We start from the raw sequence: 15,586 nt of genomic DNA, 5'->3' as shown, positions 1-15,586 counted from the left end.
GGCACACCATGGGACTCGAAGAGAAGCTGCCAAGCGGCTTTGTGCTGACCACTGTCGAGCAGGCCGCCGGCTGGGTACGGAAGTCGTCCGTCTTCCCTGCCACCTTCGGCCTCGCCTGCTGCGCCATCGAGATGATGACGACCGGAGCCGGGCGGTACGACCTGGCCCGTTTCGGGATGGAGGTCTTCCGCGGATCGCCGCGGCAGGCGGATCTGATGATCGTCGCGGGACGGGTCAGCCAGAAGATGGCGCCCGTCCTGAGGCAGGTCTACGACCAGATGCCGAGCCCCAAGTGGGTCATCTCCATGGGGGTTTGCGCATCATCGGGCGGTATGTTCAACAATTACGCCATTGTGCAGGGTGTTGATCACATTGTGCCGGTTGATATCTATTTGCCGGGGTGCCCGCCGCGTCCCGAGATGCTGATCGACGCCATCCTCAAACTCCACCAGAAGATCCAGGGCTCCAAGCTCGGGGTCAACGCGGAGGAGGCCGCCCGCGAGGCGGAGGAGGCGGCCCTCAAGGCACTCCCCCTGATCGAGATGAAGGGGCTGCTGCGGTGAGCGACGAGCAGAACACGAACAGCGGACAGGTGCCCGCACCGCGCGACGAGACCGGCGAGGTCATCGGCGTACGCACGGGCATGTTCGGGGCCAACAACGGCGGCGACACCTCGGGCTACGGCGGACTCGTCCGCACCGTGACCCTGCCGGGTGCCTCGTCGCGTCCCTACGGCGGCTGGTTCGACGAAGTGGCCGACGAGCTGGAAGGGGCCCTGGAGGAACAGGACCTGCTGCCCGCCAACGCCATCGAGAAGACGGTCGTCGACCGGGGCGAAGTCACCTTCCACATCGCCCGCGAGCATCTGCTCACCGTGGCACGCACCCTGCGCGACGACCCCGCCCTGAGGTTCGAGCTCTGTACGGGCGTCAGCGGCGTGCACTACCTCGGGGACAAGGGCCGCGAGCTGCACGCGGTCTACCACCTGAGGTCGCTCACCCACGGGCGGCTGATCCGCCTCGAGGTGTCCGCCCCGGACAGTGATCCGCACATCCCGTCCCTCGTCGCGGTCTACCCGACCAACGACTGGCACGAGCGCGAGACCTACGACTTCTTCGGCCTGATCTTCGACGGGCACCCCGCCCTCACCCGGATCATGATGCCGGACGACTGGCAGGGCTTCCCGCAGCGCAAGGACTATCCGCTCGGCGGCATCGCCGTCGAGTACAAGGGCGCCCAGATCCCGGCTCCGGACCAGCGGAGGTCGTACAGCTGATGACCACTCCCCGTGCAACACCCCGTGCCACGACCGAGGGGACTGTATATACAGTCACCGGCGGCGACTGGGACGAGGTCGTCGAGTCCGCGGCCAAGGCGGACGACGAACGCATCATCGTCAACATGGGCCCCCAGCACCCGTCCACGCACGGCGTGCTGCGGCTGATCCTGGAGATCGACGGCGAGACCGTCACCGAGGCCCGTTGCGGCATCGGCTATCTCCACACCGGCATCGAGAAGAACCTCGAGTTCCGGAACTGGACACAGGGCACCACCTTCGTCACGCGCATGGACTACCTGACCCCGTTCTTCAACGAGGCGGCGTACTGCCTCGGGACGGAGAAGCTCCTCGGTATCGAGGACCAGATCCCCGACCGGGCCACCGTCCTGCGCGTGCTCCTGATGGAGCTCAACCGGATCTCCTCGCACCTGGTGTGCATCGCCACCGGCGGCATGGAGCTCGGCGCCACGACGATCATGATCTACGGCTTCCGTGATCGTGAACTCGTTCTCGATCTCTTCGAGCTGATCACCGGCCTCCGGATGAACCACGCGTTCATCCGGCCCGGCGGCCTGGCGCAGGACCTGCCCCCGGGCGCGGTGGACCAGATCCGCGAGTTCATCAAGACCATGAAGAAGAACCTGCCGGAGTACGACAAGCTCGCGACCGGCAACCCCATCTTCAAGGCACGCATGCAGGACGTCGGCTACCTCGACCTGACCGGCTGCATGGCGCTCGGCGCCACCGGCCCGGTCCTGAGGTCCGCCGGACTCCCGCACGACCTGCGCAAGAGCGACCCGTACTGCGGCTACGAGAACTACGAGTTCGACGTGCCCACCGCGGACACCTGCGACGCCTACGGCCGCTTCCTCATCCGCCTCGAGGAGATGCGCCAGTCGCTCAGGATCGTCGAGCAGTGCCTGGACCGGCTGGAGCCGGGCCCGGTCATGGTCGCCGACAAGAAGATCGCCTGGCCCGCGCAGCTCGCGCTCGGACCCGACGGACTCGGCAACTCGCTCGACCACATCAAGAAGATCATGGGCACCTCCATGGAGGCCCTGATCCACCACTTCAAGCTGGTGACCGAGGGCTTCCGAGTCCCGGCCGGACAGACGTACACGGCCATAGAGTCCCCCAAGGGCGAGCTCGGCGTGCACGCCGTCTCGGACGGGGGCACCCGCCCCTTCCGGGTCCACTTCCGCGACCCGTCCTTCACCAACCTGCAGGCCATGGCGGCGATGTGCGAGGGCGGCCAGGTCGCCGACGTCATCGTCGCTGTCGCGTCCATCGACCCCGTGATGGGAGGCGTCGACCGGTGACCGCATCCAACCAAGAAGTCAGCCTGGGGATGCCGCAGCTCCCCGCCCCCGCCTACCCGGCCGAGGTACGCACCCGGCTCGAAGCGGACGCGAAGGAGGTGATCGCCCGCTACCCCGGAAGCCGCTCCGCGCTGCTGCCGCTGCTGCACCTCGTGCAGTCCGAGGAGGGGTACGTCTCCCGTACGGGCATGACGTTCTGCGCCGAACTGCTCGGCCTCACCACCGCGGAGGTCACCGCGGTCGCCACCTTCTACTCGATGTACCGGCGGCGCCCGAGCGGCGACTACCAGGTCGGGGTCTGCACCAACACCCTGTGCGCGGTCATGGGCGGCGACGCCATCTTCGACCGGCTCAAGGACCACCTCGGCGTCGGCAACGACGAGACGACCGAGGACGGCAAGGTCACCCTCGAGCACATCGAGTGCAACGCGGCCTGCGACTTCGCGCCCGTCGTGATGGTCAACTGGGAGTTCTTCGACAACCAGACGCCGGAGAGCGCGACGCAGCTCGTCGACGACCTGATCGCCGGCCGGACCGTCGAACCCACCCGGGGCGCCCCCCTGTGCACGTACAAGGAGACCGCCCGCATCCTGGCCGGCTTCCCCGACGAGCGCCCCGGTGCCGTCGCGGCGACCGGCGGAGCGGGTGCCGCCTCACTGGCAGGACTGAAGCTGGCCAAGGGCGAGGCCGCCCCGCAGCCGCGCGTCGTCGCCCCGCGGGGCGAGGCCCCGGGCGACCAGCCGCAGAAGGGTGCCGAGCACCTCAGCTCGCACGACGCGCCGCAGCAGACCTCGGCCTCCGACCCGGAGCACCCGGCCGGGCCCGCAGCCGAGGAGGGGGAGTGATGACCTTGGCAGCCGAGATCGACAAGAACGGGACCAGCCCGGAGAAGCTCCTGGCACCGGTCCTCTCCGCCTTCTGGGACGAGCCGGAGTCCTGGACGCTGGAGACCTACCGGCGTCACGAGGGCTACGAGGGTCTGCGCAAGGCGCTGGCCATGTCGCCGGACGACCTCATCGCGTACGTCAAGGACTCCGGTCTGCGCGGGCGCGGCGGTGCCGGCTTCCCCACCGGGATGAAGTGGCAGTTCATCCCGCAGGGCGACGGCAAGCCGCACTACCTCGTCGTCAACGCCGACGAGTCGGAGCCGGGAACCTGCAAGGACATCCCGCTGCTCTTCGCGAACCCGCACAGCCTCATCGAGGGCATCGTGATCGCCTGTTACGCGATCAGGTCGTCGCATGCCTTCATCTATCTGCGCGGTGAAGTCGTCCCCGTGCTGCGGAGGCTGCACGAAGCCGTACGTGAGGCGTACGAGGCGGGTTATCTGGGGAAGGACGTCCTGGGTTCGGGGCTCGACCTGGAACTCACCGTGCACGCCGGTGCCGGTGCGTACATCTGCGGTGAGGAAACCGCGCTGCTCGACTCGCTGGAAGGACGCCGCGGCCAGCCCCGGCTGCGTCCCCCCTTCCCCGCGGTCGCCGGTCTGTACGCCTGTCCCACTGTGGTGAACAACGTCGAGTCCATCGCCTCGGTTCCCGCGATCCTGAACAAGGGCAAGGACTGGTTCAAGTCGATGGGCAGCGAGAAGTCCCCGGGCTTCACGCTGTACTCGCTCAGCGGACACGTCACCGGCCCCGGCCAGTACGAGGCTCCGCTCGGCATCACCCTGCGCCAGCTGCTCGACATGAGCGGCGGCATCCGGGCCGGACACCGCCTCAAGTTCTGGACCCCAGGCGGCTCCTCCACCCCGATGTTCACCGAGGAACACCTCGACGTCCCGCTGGACTACGAGGGCGTCGGCGCCGCCGGCTCCATGCTCGGCACCAAGGCGCTGCAGTGCTTCGACGAGACCACCTGCGTGGTGCGGGCCGTCACCCGCTGGACCGAGTTCTACGCCCACGAGTCCTGCGGCAAGTGCACGCCGTGCCGCGAGGGCACCTACTGGCTCGTCCAGCTGCTCCGCGACATCGAGGCCGGCAAGGGCGAGATGGCCGACCTCGACAAGCTGAACGACATCGCCGACAACATCAACGGCAAGTCCTTCTGCGCCCTCGGCGACGGCGCCGCCTCGCCGATCTTCTCCTCGCTCAAGTACTTCCGCGAGGAGTACGAGCAGCACATCACGGGCAAGGGCTGCCCCTTCGATCCCGCCAAGTCGACCCTCTGGGCCGACGACAAAGACGACAAGAACGCTCACCGGGGGGTGAACGCATGACAGTCACCACGAGTGCGCCCTCCGGGGGCGGCGAGGCGGCCATCCCGCCCGAGGACCTGGTCACGCTGACCATCGACGGCATCGAGATCAGCGTCCCCAAGGGCACCCTGGTCATCCGGGCCGCCGAGCTGCTCGGCATCGAGATCCCGCGCTTCTGCGACCACCCGCTCCTCGACCCTGCCGGCGCCTGCCGGCAGTGCATCGTCGAGGTCGAGGGCCAGCGCAAGCCGATGGCGTCCTGCACCATCACGTGCACCGACGGCATGGTCGTGAAGTCGCAGATCACCTCGCCCGTCGCGGAGAAGGCCCAGAAGGGTGTGATGGAGCTCCTGCTCATCAACCACCCGCTGGACTGCCCGGTCTGCGACAAGGGCGGCGAATGCCCCCTGCAGAACCAGGCGATGTCGCACGGCGGCACCGACTCCCGCTTCGACGGGAAGAAGCGCACCTTCGAGAAGCCCGTCCCGATCTCCACCCAGGTGCTGCTGGACCGCGAGCGGTGCGTGCTCTGCGCGCGCTGCACCCGGTTCTCCAACCAGGTGGCGGGCGACCCGATGATCGAACTCATCGAGCGTGGCGCGCTCCAGCAGGTCGGTACCGGGCAGGGCGACCCCTTCGAGTCGTACTTCTCCGGCAACACCATCCAGATCTGCCCCGTCGGAGCGCTCACCTCGGCGGCGTACCGCTTCCGCTCCCGGCCCTTCGACCTGGTGTCGACGCCGTCGGTGTGCGAGCACTGCGCGGGCGGCTGCGCGACCCGCACCGACCACCGCCGGGGCAAGGTCATGCGGCGGCTCGCCTCCAACGACCCCGAGGTCAACGAGGAATGGCTCTGCGACAAGGGCCGCTTCGGATTCCGCTACGCCCAGCAGCGTGACCGGCTCACCACTCCGCTCGTCCGCAACGCGGACGGTGTACTCGAAGCGGCGAGCTGGCCCGAGGCACTGGCGGTCGCGGCAGCCGGACTCGCGGCCGCCCGCGGCCGGACCGGTGTCCTCACCGGTGGCCGGCTCACCGTCGAGGACGCCTACGCCTACAGCAAGTTCGCGCGGATCGCCCTCGGCACCAACGACATCGACTTCCGCGCCCGGATCCACAGCAGCGAGGAAGCCGACTTCCTGGCCGCGCGGGTGGCCGGACGCGGGCGCGACCTGGACGGCAGCGGAGTCACGTACACCTCGCTGGAGAAGGCCCCGGCGGTCTTGCTGGCCGGCTTCGAGTCCGAGGAGGAGGCGCCCGGCGTCTTCCTGCGGCTGCGCAAGGCCCACCGCAAGCACGGGCAGCGGACGTTCGCGCTCGCCTCGCACGCCACGCGCGGACTGGAGAAGGCGGGCGGCACCCTCCTCCCCGCCGCCCCCGGTACCGAGACCGAGTGGCTGGACGCACTCGCGGGCGGCGTCGGACTGGAGGGTGACGGAGCCCTCGCCGCCGAGGCGCTGCGCGGTGAAGGTTCCCTGATCGTGGTGGGCGAACGGCTCTCCGGTGTCCCCGGAGCACTGACCGCCGTCGTACGGACGGCCGCCGCCACCGGAGCCACGCTCGTGTGGATCCCGCGACGGGCCGGCGAACGCGGCGCGGTGGAGGCGGGCGCGCTCCCGTCGCTGCTGCCCGGCGGCCGTCCGGCGACCGACCCGCGGGCCAGGGAGGAGGTGGCGTCCGTCTGGGGCGTCGCCGAACTCCCCACCCGTTTCGGCCGCGACACCGGCCAGATCGTCGAGGCCGCGGCCACCGGCGAGCTGGCCGCGCTGCTGGTCGCAGGCGTGGACCCCGAGGACCTGCCCGACCCGGCCCGTGCCCTCCGGGCGCTGGACGAGGTCGGCTTCCTGGTCTCGCTGGAACTGCGCCCCGGCGCGGTCACCGAGCGGGCCGACGTGGTCCTCCCCGTCGCCGCAGTCGCGGAGAAGCCCGGCACGTTCCTCAACTGGGAGGGCAGGGCGCGGATGTTCGAAGCCGCGCTCAAGCCCGAGCAGCTGCCGCGCACACTCTGCCCGACCGACGCACGGGTCCTGCACATGCTGGCCGACGCGCTCGATGTGCACCTCGCCCTGCCGGACCTGAGGGCGGCGCGGCGCGAACTCGACCGCCTCGGCGGCTGGCAGGGCACCCACGCCGAGGACCCGCGGGCGACGTCCCGGCCGGTGCCCGGGGCCGGTGACGGCGAAGCCGTACTCGCGGGCCACCGGATGCTGCTCGACCGGGGCCGGCTGCAGGAGGGCGACGAGGCACTGGCCGGTACCCGGCACGCGGCCGTCGCACGGCTCTCCGCCGCCACCGCGGCCGAGACCGGAGTGAAGGACGGCGACCTGCTGGCCGTCACCGGACCCGCCGGCACCACCGAACTCCCGCTGGCGGTCACCGACATGCCGGACCGGGTGGTGTGGGTGCCCCTCAACTCCGTCGGCCGGGGCGTTCCCGCCGACACCGGAGTACAGCCGGGCGGACTGGTCCGGATCGGTCCGGCCGCCGGAAGCCCCGCAGAGACACCGGAGGTGCGAGCGTGACTGGCCTCGCTCAACTCGCCGCGGCACCGAACGGCGCCGTACTCGCCGCCGAGGACCTCTCGATGTTCGGCACGGACCCGTGGTGGCTCGTCGTCGTCAAGGCGGTCTTCTGCTTCGCGTTCCTGATGGTGACCGTGCTCTTCTCCATCGTGTGGGAGCGCAAGGTCGTCGCCTGGATGCAGCTGCGCATCGGCCCGAACCGGCACGGCCCCTGGGGCATGCTCCAGTCGCTCGCCGACGGCATCAAGCTGATGCTGAAGGAAGACGTCATCGTCAAGCGGGCCGACAAGGTCGTCTACGTGCTGGCCCCGATCATCGCCGCCGCACCGGCGTTCATGGCGATCGCGGTGATCCCGTTCGGCCCGTCGGGCAACGAGGTCTCGATCTTCGGCCAGCGCACGACGATGCAGCTGACCGACCTGCCGATCGCGATGCTGTACATCCTCGCGGTTGCCTCCGTCGGCATCTACGGCATCGTGCTGGCCGGCTGGTCCTCCGGATCGACGTACCCGCTGCTCGGCGGTCTGCGCTCCTGCGCCCAGATGATCAGCTACGAGATCGCGATGGGTGCCGCCTTCGCCTCGGTGTTCCTCTACTCCGGGTCGATGTCGACCTCGAAGATCGTGGAGGCGCAGGAGGACCGTTGGTTCATCATCCTGCTGCCGGTCTCCTTCATCATCTACGTCGTCACGATGGTCGGGGAGACCAACCGCGCCCCGTTCGACATGCCGGAGTCCGAGGGCGACCTCGTCGGCGGCTTCAACACCGAGTACTCCTCGATCAAGTTCGCGATGTTCATGCTCGCCGAGTACGTCAACATGGTCACCGTCTCCGCGGTCTCCGTGACCCTGTTCCTGGGCGGCTGGCGGGCTCCGTACCCGATCAGCACCTTCTGGGAGGGCGCGAACCACGGCTGGTGGCCGATGCTCTGGTTCGTCATCAAGGTCCAGCTGCTGCTGTTCTTCTTCATCTGGCTGCGCGGCACCCTGCCCAGGGTCCGCTACGACCAGCTGATGAAGCTCGGCTGGAAGGTCCTGATCCCGGTCTCCGTGGTCTGGCTGATGCTGGTGGCCACGGTCAGGGCGCTGCGCAACGAGGGCTACGACTTCTCGAAGATCGTGCTGTACGTCGCGGGGGCCGTGATCGCGATCCTGCTGATCTCCTTCGTCGTCGACATCTTCCGCGACCGCAAGGCGAAGGAAGTTGAAGCGGCTGCCGAGCCCGAGCCGGCGTTCGACCCGATGGCGGGCGGATTCCCGGTACCGCCGCTGCCCGGCCAGAGCCTGCCGCCGGTACCGCGCCGCAGGCCGCGCCGTGAGCGGGAGCTCGTTGTCAGTGGCGGACCCGATACTCAGAGTGACGAGCACGCGAGTGACGGAAAGGAGGCTGACGGTGTCTGAGTCATCAGAACCCTCAGGGGAGAAGTTCCAGAATCCTGTGGCCGGCTTCGGCGTGACCTTCAAGGCCATGTTCAAGAAGCGGCTGACCGAGCAGTACCCGGAGACGCCGAAGGTGACGGCGCCGCGCTTCCACGGCCGGCACCAGCTCAACCGTCACCCCGACGGCCTGGAGAAGTGCGTCGGCTGCGAGCTGTGCGCCTGGGCGTGTCCGGCGGACGCCATCTACGTGGAGGGCGCGGACAACACCGAGGAGGAGCGCTACTCCCCGGGGGAGCGCTACGGCCGCGTCTACCAGATCAACTACGCGCGCTGCATCCTGTGCGGGCTCTGCATCGAGGCGTGCCCCACCCGGGCGCTCACGATGACGAACGAGTTCGAGCTCGCCAACACCACCCGCGAGAGCCTCATCTACACCAAGGACGAGCTGCTCGCGGGGCTGGAGGAGGGCATGGTCGACAGCCCGCACGCGATCTTCCCCGGCATGGACGAGCAGGACTACTACCGAGGCCTGGTGAGCGAGGCCGCACCCGGCACGGAACGCCAGACCGCCGTCTCCAAGGGTGAAGTCGACAAGGAGGTGGACGCATGACCTCCGGTCTGGCCGTCGCGGCCTCCACGACCTCCACTCCCGAGGAAGTCCAGTTCTGGCTGCTCGGCACCGTCGCCGTCGTCGGGGCGCTCTCCACCGTCCTGATGAAGAAGGCGGTGCACAGCGCACTGTCGCTCGCCGGCACCATGATCGTGCTGGCGGTCTTCTACCTCGCCAACGGCGCCTACTTCCTGGGCATCGTCCAGGTCGTCGTCTACACCGGCGCGATCATGATGCTGTTCCTCTTCGTGGTCATGCTCGTCGGTGTCACGGCGGCCGACTCGCTGAAGGAGACCATCAGGGGCCAGCGCTGGCTGGCCGCCGGATGCGGACTCGGCTTCGGCGTCCTGCTGATCGCCGGTATCGGCCAGGCCTCCCTGGCCAGCTTCAACGGCCTCGGCGCGGCGAACGCCAAGCACGGCGGAAACGTCGAGGGCCTCGCCAACCTCATCTTCACCAAGTACGTCTTCGCGTTCGAGATCACGGGCGCCCTGCTGATCACCGCGACCGTCGGCGCGATGCTCCTGACGCACCGCGAGCGCACCGAAAGCGCCAAGACGCAGCGGGAGATGTCCGAGGACCGGGTGCGCGGCAACCACCTTCCGCCGCTTCCCGCCCCGGGCGTCTACGCCCGGCACAACGCGGTGGACATCGCCGGGCTGCTCCCGGACGGCACCGCATCCGAGCTCACCGTCATGCAGACGCTGCGCCGGCGCGGCCAGATCCGGGACGTGTCGGCCGAGTCGCTCGCCGACCTCAAGGCGCTGGAACAGCGCTCAGGGGAGCGGCTGGGCCGTGACCACGAAGAAGAAGGGGAGGAGGTCGCCAAGTGAATCCGGTCAACTACCTCTACCTCGCGGCCCTTTTGTTCACGATCGGTGCCTCCGGTGTCCTGATCAGGCGGAACGCGATCGTGGTGTTCATGTGCGTGGAGCTGATGCTCAACGCCTGCAACCTCGCGTTCGTCGCGTTCTCCCGGATGCACGGAAACCTCGACGGCCAGATCATCGCCTTCTTCACGATGGTCGTCGCCGCCGCTGAGGTCGTCGTCGGGCTCGCGATCATCGTGTCGCTGTTCCGTTCCCGCCACTCGGCCTCGGTCGACGACGCCAGCCTGATGAAGCTGTAAGGGGTCGGAATCGTGGAAAACCTGATTGCGCTGCTCGTCGCGGCGCCCCTGCTCGGAGCAGTGGTCCTGCTGTGCGGGGGCCGCAGGCTCGACCGGGCCGGCCATTGGCTCGGCACGCTGTTCTCCGCCGCGGCCTTCGTCGTCGGTGTGGTGCTGTTCATCGACATGCTGGGCAAGGGCGTCGACGACCGCGCCCTGCACCAGATGCTGTACAGCTGGATTCCCGTCGAGGGCTTCCAGGCCGATGTGGCCTTCCAGCTCGACCAGCTGTCGATGACGTTCGTCCTGCTGATCACGGGTGTGGGCACGCTGATCCACATCTACTCGATCGGCTACATGGAGCACGACGAGCGCCGCCGCCGCTTCTTCGGCTATCTGAACCTGTTCCTCGCGGCGATGCTCCTGCTGGTCATCGCCGACAACTACCTGCTCCTGTACGTCGGGTGGGAGGGCGTCGGTCTGGCGTCGTACCTGCTCATCGGCTTCTGGCAGCACAAGCCCAGCGCGGCGACCGCCGCCAAGAAGGCCTTCCTGGTCAACAGGGTCGGCGACATGGGCCTGTCGATCGCGATCATGCTGATGTTCACCACCTTCGGCACCTTCGCCTTCGGACCGGTGTTCGCCGCGGCCGACGGGGCGAGCGAGGGCAAGCTGACCGCGATCGGCCTCATGCTGCTCCTCGCGGCCTGCGGCAAGTCCGCCCAGGTGCCGCTGCAGTCCTGGCTCGGCGACGCGATGGAGGGCCCGACCCCGGTCTCCGCCCTCATCCACGCCGCCACCATGGTGACCGCGGGCGTCTACCTCATCGTCCGCTCCGGCGCGATCTTCAACGCGGCGCCCGACGCCCAGCTGGCCGTCGTGGTCGTCGGTGCGGTCACGCTCCTCTTCGGTGCGATCGTCGGTTGCGCCAAGGACGACATCAAGAAGGCCCTCGCCGGGTCGACGATGTCGCAGATCGGCTACATGATCCTGGCCGCGGGTCTCGGCCCCATCGGCTATGTCTTCGCGATCATGCACCTGGTGACGCACGGCTTCTTCAAGGCCGGTCTCTTCCTCGGCGCCGGTTCGGTCATGCACGGCATGAACGACGAGGTCGACATGCGGAAGTACGGCGGCCTGCGGACGTACATGCCGGTCACCTTCATCACCTTCGGCCTCGGCTACCTCGCGATCATCGGCTTCCCGGGCTTGTCCGGCTTCTTCTCCAAGGACAAGATCATCGAGGCGGCCTTCGCGAAGGGCGGCACGGAGGGCTGGATCCTCGGCTCCGTCGCCCTGCTCGGCGCCGCGATCACCGCGTTCTACATGACGCGGGTGATGCTGATGACGTTCTTCGGCGAGAAGCGCTGGCAGCCCGATGCGGAGGGCCACGACCCGCACCCGCACGAGTCACCGAAGTCGATGACGATTCCGATGATCGTGCTGGCCTTCGGGTCGGTCTTCGCCGGAGGCTTCTTCTCCATCGGCGACCGGTTCATGCACTGGCTGGATCCCGTCACCGGACACGACCACGGACACGCGCCGGTCAGCGCGACCACCGTCACCGCCGCCACCATGGTGGTGCTCGTCATCGGTGTCGCCATCGCCTGGTTCCTGTACGGGCGCAGGCCCGTCCCCGTCGTCGCCCCGCGCGGCTCGCTGCTCACCAGGGCCGCCCGCCGCGACCTCTACCAGGACGACTTCAACCATGTGGTCCTGGTCCGCGGCGGCGAGCACCTCACCCGCTCCCTGGTCTACGTCGACCACACCCTGGTCGACGGCGTCGTCAACGGCACGGCCGCCTCGATGGGCGGGCTCTCCGGCCGGCTGCGCAAGCTGCAGAACGGCTATGCCCGCTCCTACGCGGTCTCGATGTTCGGCGGTGCGGCGGTCCTCATCGCCGCAACCCTGCTGATGAGGGCGGTCTGATCACATGTCCTTTCCCCTCCTGACAGCGACGGCGGCACTCCCGGCGATCGGCGCGATCGCCTGCGCCGCCGTCCCCGCCGCACAGCGCACCGCGGCCAAATGGCTCGCGCTGATCGTCTCGCTCGGCACGCTCGTCCTCGCGGGCATCGTGTTCGCCCGCTTCGAACCGGGCGGCGACCGCTACCAGCTGACCGAATCGCACGCCTGGATCAAGGACTTCGGTGTCCGGTACGAGCTGGGCGTCGACGGCATCGGGGTGGCGCTCCTCGCGCTCACCGCGCTTCTGATCCCCTTCGTCATCCTGGCCGGCTGGCACGACGCCGACCCCCTGGAGACGAAGTCCTCCCGCTGGAGGCCCACCCAGGGCTTCTTCGCGCTCATCCTGATGGTCGAAGCGATGGTGATCCTCTCCTTCGAGGCCACCGACGTCTTCCTCTTCTACATCCTCTTCGAAGCCATGCTCATCCCGATGTACTTCCTCATCGGCGGCTTCGGGGACCGGGCGCACACGGGCAGCGACGAGAACGCGGCGACGCAACGCAGCTACGCGGCCGTGAAGTTCCTCCTCTACAACCTGGCCGGCGGGCTCATCATGCTGGCCGCCGTCATCGGGCTCTACGTGGTCGCGGGGAGCTTCTCGCTCTCCGAGATCGCCGAGGCCCGGGCCAACGGCTCGCTGGAGATGGCGAGCAGCACCGAGCGGTGGTTGTTCCTCGGCTTCTTCTTCGCCTTCGCGGTGAAGGCCCCGCTGTGGCCGCTGCACACCTGGCTGCCCAACGCCATGGGCGAGGCGACCACCCCGGTGGCCGTCCTGATCACCGCGGTCGTCGACAAGGTCGGCACCTTCGCGATGCTCCGCTTCTGCCTCCAGCTGTTCCCGGAGGCCAGCAAGTGGGCGACGCCGGTGATTCTCGTCCTGGCGCTGATCTCCATCATCTACGGGGCGCTCCTCGCCGTCGGCCAGCGCGACATCAAGCGGCTCATCGCCTACGCGTCGATCTCGCACTTCGGCTTCATCGTGCTCGGCATCTTCGCGATGACGAGCCAGGGCCAGTCGGGCGCCACGCTCTACATGGTCAACCACGGGCTCTCGACGGCCGCGCTGATGCTGGTCGCCGGATTCCTCATCACGCGGCGCGGCTCGCGGCTCATCGCCGACTACGGCGGGGTGCAGAAGGTGGCTCCGGTGCTGGCGGGGACGTTCCTCATCGGCGGTCTCGCCACGCTCTCGCTGCCCGGCCTCGCCCCGTTCGTCAGTGAGTTCCTCGTCCTGGTCGGCGCGTTCAGCGCGTACCCGGTGGTCGGCATCATCGCGACCCTCGGCATCGTGCTCGCCGCGCTCTACGTCCTCGTCCTCTACCAGCGGACGATGACGGGCCCGGTCGCGGAGTCGGTCCGGAGCATGCCGGACCTCAAGGTCCGTGAACTGGCGGTCGCCCTGCCGCTGATCGCCCTGCTGATCTTCCTGGGTGTCTTCCCGAAGCCGCTCACGGACGTCGTCAACCCGGCGGTGCAGCACACCATGCACGACGTACAGAAGAAGGACCCCCAGCCCGAGGTGGAGGCCGCCAAGTGAGCGCAACAGCTGTCCACAGCCTGTGGACGACGGCGGGCGGCGGGGTGACAACGGCTGCCGCGGGAGACAAGTTCACCGCGCCGACCATCGAGTACGCCCAACTGGCGCCCGTCCTGATCGTGATCGGCGTCGCCGTCCTGGGCATCCTGGTGGAGGCATTCGTCCCGCGCAGGGCCCGCTACACCACGCAGGTCTTCCTGACGGTCGTGGCCCTCGGTGCCGCGTTCGCCGCGGTCCTGGGGCTCGCGGCCGACGGGTACGCGGGGAAGAACGCGCAGATCGCCGCGATGGGCGCCATCGCCGTCGACGGCCCCGCCCTGTTCCTGCAAGGCACCATCCTGCTCGTCTCGATGGTCTCGGTCTTCACCTTCGCCGAGCGGCGCCTGGACCCCGCCTCCCACGGCAACCGCGTGGACTCCTTCGCCGCACAGGCCGGTTCGGTACCCGGGAGTGACGGCGAGAAGGCCGCGGTCAAGGCCGGGTTCACCACGACCGAGGTCTTTCCGCTGGTCCTCTTCTCCGTCGCGGGCATGCTGGTCTTCCCGGCCGCCAACGACCTGCTGACCCTCTTCATCGCGCTCGAGGTCTTCTCCCTCCCGCTCTACCTCCTGTGTGCCGTCGCCCGCCGCAAGCGGCTGATGTCGCAGGAGGCCGCGGTGAAGTACTTCCTGCTCGGGGCCTTCTCCTCGGCGTTCCTGCTCTTCGGGATCGCCCTCCTCTACGGATACGCGGGCACCGTCTCGTACGCCGGTATCGCGAACGTCGTGGACGGCACCGTCCAGGAGATCGACCCGGCGCTCGCGGACACGATGGGCAACGACGTGCTGCTGCTCATCGGCGGCGCGATGATCCTCATGGGCCTGCTGTTCAAGGTCGGCGCGGTCCCGTTCCACATGTGGACCCCGGACGTGTACCAGGGTGCGCCGACACCGGTGACGGGCTTCATGGCCGCCGCGACGAAGGTCGCCGCGTTCGGTGCTCTGCTGCGCCTGCTGTACGTGGTGCTGCCGGGACTCACCTGGGACCTGCGCCCCGTCATGTGGGGCGTCGCGATCGTCACGATGCTGGGCGGGGCGATCGTCGCGATCACCCAGACCGACATCAAGCGGCTGCTGGCCTACTCCTCGATCGCGCACGCGGGCTTCATCCTCGCGGGTGTCATCGCGGCCAGTCCGGAGGGCATCTCCTCGGTCCTCTTCTACCTCGGCGTCTACTCCTTCGTGACCGTCGGCGCCTTCGCCGTCGTCACCCTGGTGCGCGACGCCGGGGGCGAGGCGACGCATCTGTCGCAATGGGCCGGCCTCGGCCGGCGCTCGCCGCTGACGGCGGCGGTCTTCGCCGTGTTCCTGCTGTCCTTCGCCGGCATTCCGCTCACGTCGGGCTTCTCCGGCAAGTTCGCCGTCTTCAAGGCGGCGGCGGACAACGGTGCGGGCGGCCTGGTCGTGGTCGGTGTGATCTCGTCGGCCATCGCCGCGTTCTTCTACATCCGCGTCATCGTCCTGATGTTCTTCAGCGAGCCGAAGGCCGACGGCCCCACGGTCGCCGTCCCGTCCCCGCTGACGATGACGACGATCGCGGTCGGCGTCGCGGTCACCCTGGTGCTGGGCCTGGCCCCGCAGTACTTCCTGGACCTCGCGAGCCAGGCGGGAGTCTTCGTGCGGTAACCG

General features: G+C 68.7%; 13 protein-coding genes. All 13 read left to right on the top strand.

The features are described 5' to 3' along the window. Nucleotides 1-8: 8 nt before the first annotated feature. Genes ABZS61_RS24470 through nuoN form a run of 13 tightly spaced genes read left to right on the top strand, consistent with a single transcriptional unit; the run spans nt 9 to nt 15,583 of the window. Nucleotides 9-563 (top strand): NADH-quinone oxidoreductase subunit B, encoded by a 555-nt coding sequence (locus tag ABZS61_RS24470; RefSeq protein ID WP_014154689.1) that lies wholly within the window; start codon nt 9-11, stop codon nt 561-563. After that, nucleotides 560-1,276, top strand: coding sequence for an NADH-quinone oxidoreductase subunit C (locus tag ABZS61_RS24465; RefSeq protein WP_356425042.1), 717 nt, complete (start codon nt 560-562; stop codon nt 1,274-1,276). The genes ABZS61_RS24470 and ABZS61_RS24465 overlap by 4 nt, the downstream gene beginning before the upstream one ends. Next, nucleotides 1,276-2,598: an NADH-quinone oxidoreductase subunit D gene (locus ABZS61_RS24460; protein WP_356425039.1), complete on the top strand. Its 1,323-nt coding sequence runs from the start codon at nt 1,276-1,278 to the stop codon at nt 2,596-2,598. The genes ABZS61_RS24465 and ABZS61_RS24460 overlap by 1 nt, the downstream gene beginning before the upstream one ends. A gap of 29 nt (nt 2,599-2,627) precedes the next feature. Next, nucleotides 2,628-3,443 carry an NADH-quinone oxidoreductase subunit NuoE gene (gene nuoE / locus ABZS61_RS24455; RefSeq protein WP_356425493.1) on the top strand — a complete coding sequence of 272 codons (816 nt, stop codon included), beginning with the start codon at nt 2,628-2,630 and terminating at the stop codon, nt 3,441-3,443. After that, a complete protein-coding gene (nuoF, locus tag ABZS61_RS24450) occupies nt 3,443-4,816 on the top strand; it encodes an NADH-quinone oxidoreductase subunit NuoF (RefSeq protein ID WP_356425036.1) in 1,374 nt (457 codons plus the stop codon). The genes nuoE and nuoF overlap by 1 nt, the downstream gene beginning before the upstream one ends. Further along, a complete protein-coding gene (locus ABZS61_RS24445; RefSeq protein WP_356425033.1) occupies nt 4,813-7,317 on the top strand; it encodes an NADH-quinone oxidoreductase subunit G in 2,505 nt (834 codons plus the stop codon). Before nuoF ends, ABZS61_RS24445 begins: the two co-directional genes overlap by 4 nt. After that, a complete protein-coding gene (gene nuoH / locus ABZS61_RS24440; protein ID WP_356425030.1) occupies nt 7,314-8,717 on the top strand; it encodes an NADH-quinone oxidoreductase subunit NuoH in 1,404 nt (467 codons plus the stop codon). Before ABZS61_RS24445 ends, nuoH begins: the two co-directional genes overlap by 4 nt. Next, nucleotides 8,710-9,306 carry an NADH-quinone oxidoreductase subunit NuoI gene (nuoI, locus tag ABZS61_RS24435; RefSeq protein ID WP_356425028.1) on the top strand — a complete coding sequence of 199 codons (597 nt, stop codon included), beginning with the start codon at nt 8,710-8,712 and terminating at the stop codon, nt 9,304-9,306. The genes nuoH and nuoI overlap by 8 nt, the downstream gene beginning before the upstream one ends. Then, nucleotides 9,303-10,139 (top strand): NADH-quinone oxidoreductase subunit J, encoded by an 837-nt coding sequence (locus ABZS61_RS24430; protein WP_356425025.1) that lies wholly within the window; start codon nt 9,303-9,305, stop codon nt 10,137-10,139. Before nuoI ends, ABZS61_RS24430 begins: the two co-directional genes overlap by 4 nt. Then, nucleotides 10,136-10,435 (top strand): NADH-quinone oxidoreductase subunit NuoK, encoded by a 300-nt coding sequence (gene nuoK, locus ABZS61_RS24425; RefSeq protein ID WP_307539564.1) that lies wholly within the window; start codon nt 10,136-10,138, stop codon nt 10,433-10,435. Before ABZS61_RS24430 ends, nuoK begins: the two co-directional genes overlap by 4 nt. Before the next feature lie 12 nt (nt 10,436-10,447). Then, complete coding sequence (nuoL, locus tag ABZS61_RS24420; protein WP_356425021.1) at nt 10,448-12,343, top strand: NADH-quinone oxidoreductase subunit L; 1,896 nt, start codon at nt 10,448-10,450, stop codon at nt 12,341-12,343. Nucleotides 12,344-12,347: 4 nt separating this feature from the next. Then, nucleotides 12,348-13,919, top strand: coding sequence for an NADH-quinone oxidoreductase subunit M (locus tag ABZS61_RS24415; protein ID WP_356425018.1), 1,572 nt, complete (start codon nt 12,348-12,350; stop codon nt 13,917-13,919). Continuing rightward, on the top strand, nt 13,916-15,583 hold the full coding sequence (gene nuoN, locus ABZS61_RS24410; RefSeq protein WP_356425015.1) for an NADH-quinone oxidoreductase subunit NuoN: 1,668 nt from the start codon (nt 13,916-13,918) through the stop codon (nt 15,581-15,583). The genes ABZS61_RS24415 and nuoN overlap by 4 nt, the downstream gene beginning before the upstream one ends. Nucleotides 15,584-15,586: the final 3 nt, after the last annotated feature.

It is taken from the genome of Streptomyces sp. NPDC005566 (assembly GCF_040605575.1).
In the GTDB taxonomy this organism is placed as follows: domain Bacteria; phylum Actinomycetota; class Actinomycetes; order Streptomycetales; family Streptomycetaceae; genus Streptomyces.
This window is presented reverse-complemented; position numbering and strand designations above follow the sequence as displayed.

What these genes read in the sequence shown, in the direction of transcription:
- ABZS61_RS24445 (WP_356425033.1), top strand. Translation starts at nt 4,813, where the DNA reads ATGACAGTCACCACGAGTGCGCCCTCCGGGGGCGGCGAGGCGGCCATC.
- nuoF (WP_356425036.1), top strand. Translation starts at nt 3,443, where the DNA reads ATGACCTTGGCAGCCGAGATCGACAAGAACGGGACCAGCCCGGAGAAG.
- ABZS61_RS24460 (WP_356425039.1), top strand. Translation starts at nt 1,276, where the DNA reads ATGACCACTCCCCGTGCAACACCCCGTGCCACGACCGAGGGGACTGTA.
- ABZS61_RS24430 (WP_356425025.1), top strand. Translation starts at nt 9,303, where the DNA reads ATGACCTCCGGTCTGGCCGTCGCGGCCTCCACGACCTCCACTCCCGAG.
- nuoE (WP_356425493.1), top strand. Translation starts at nt 2,628, where the DNA reads ATGCCGCAGCTCCCCGCCCCCGCCTACCCGGCCGAGGTACGCACCCGG.
- ABZS61_RS24415 (WP_356425018.1), top strand. Translation starts at nt 12,348, where the DNA reads ATGTCCTTTCCCCTCCTGACAGCGACGGCGGCACTCCCGGCGATCGGC.
- ABZS61_RS24470 (WP_014154689.1), top strand. Translation starts at nt 9, where the DNA reads ATGGGACTCGAAGAGAAGCTGCCAAGCGGCTTTGTGCTGACCACTGTC.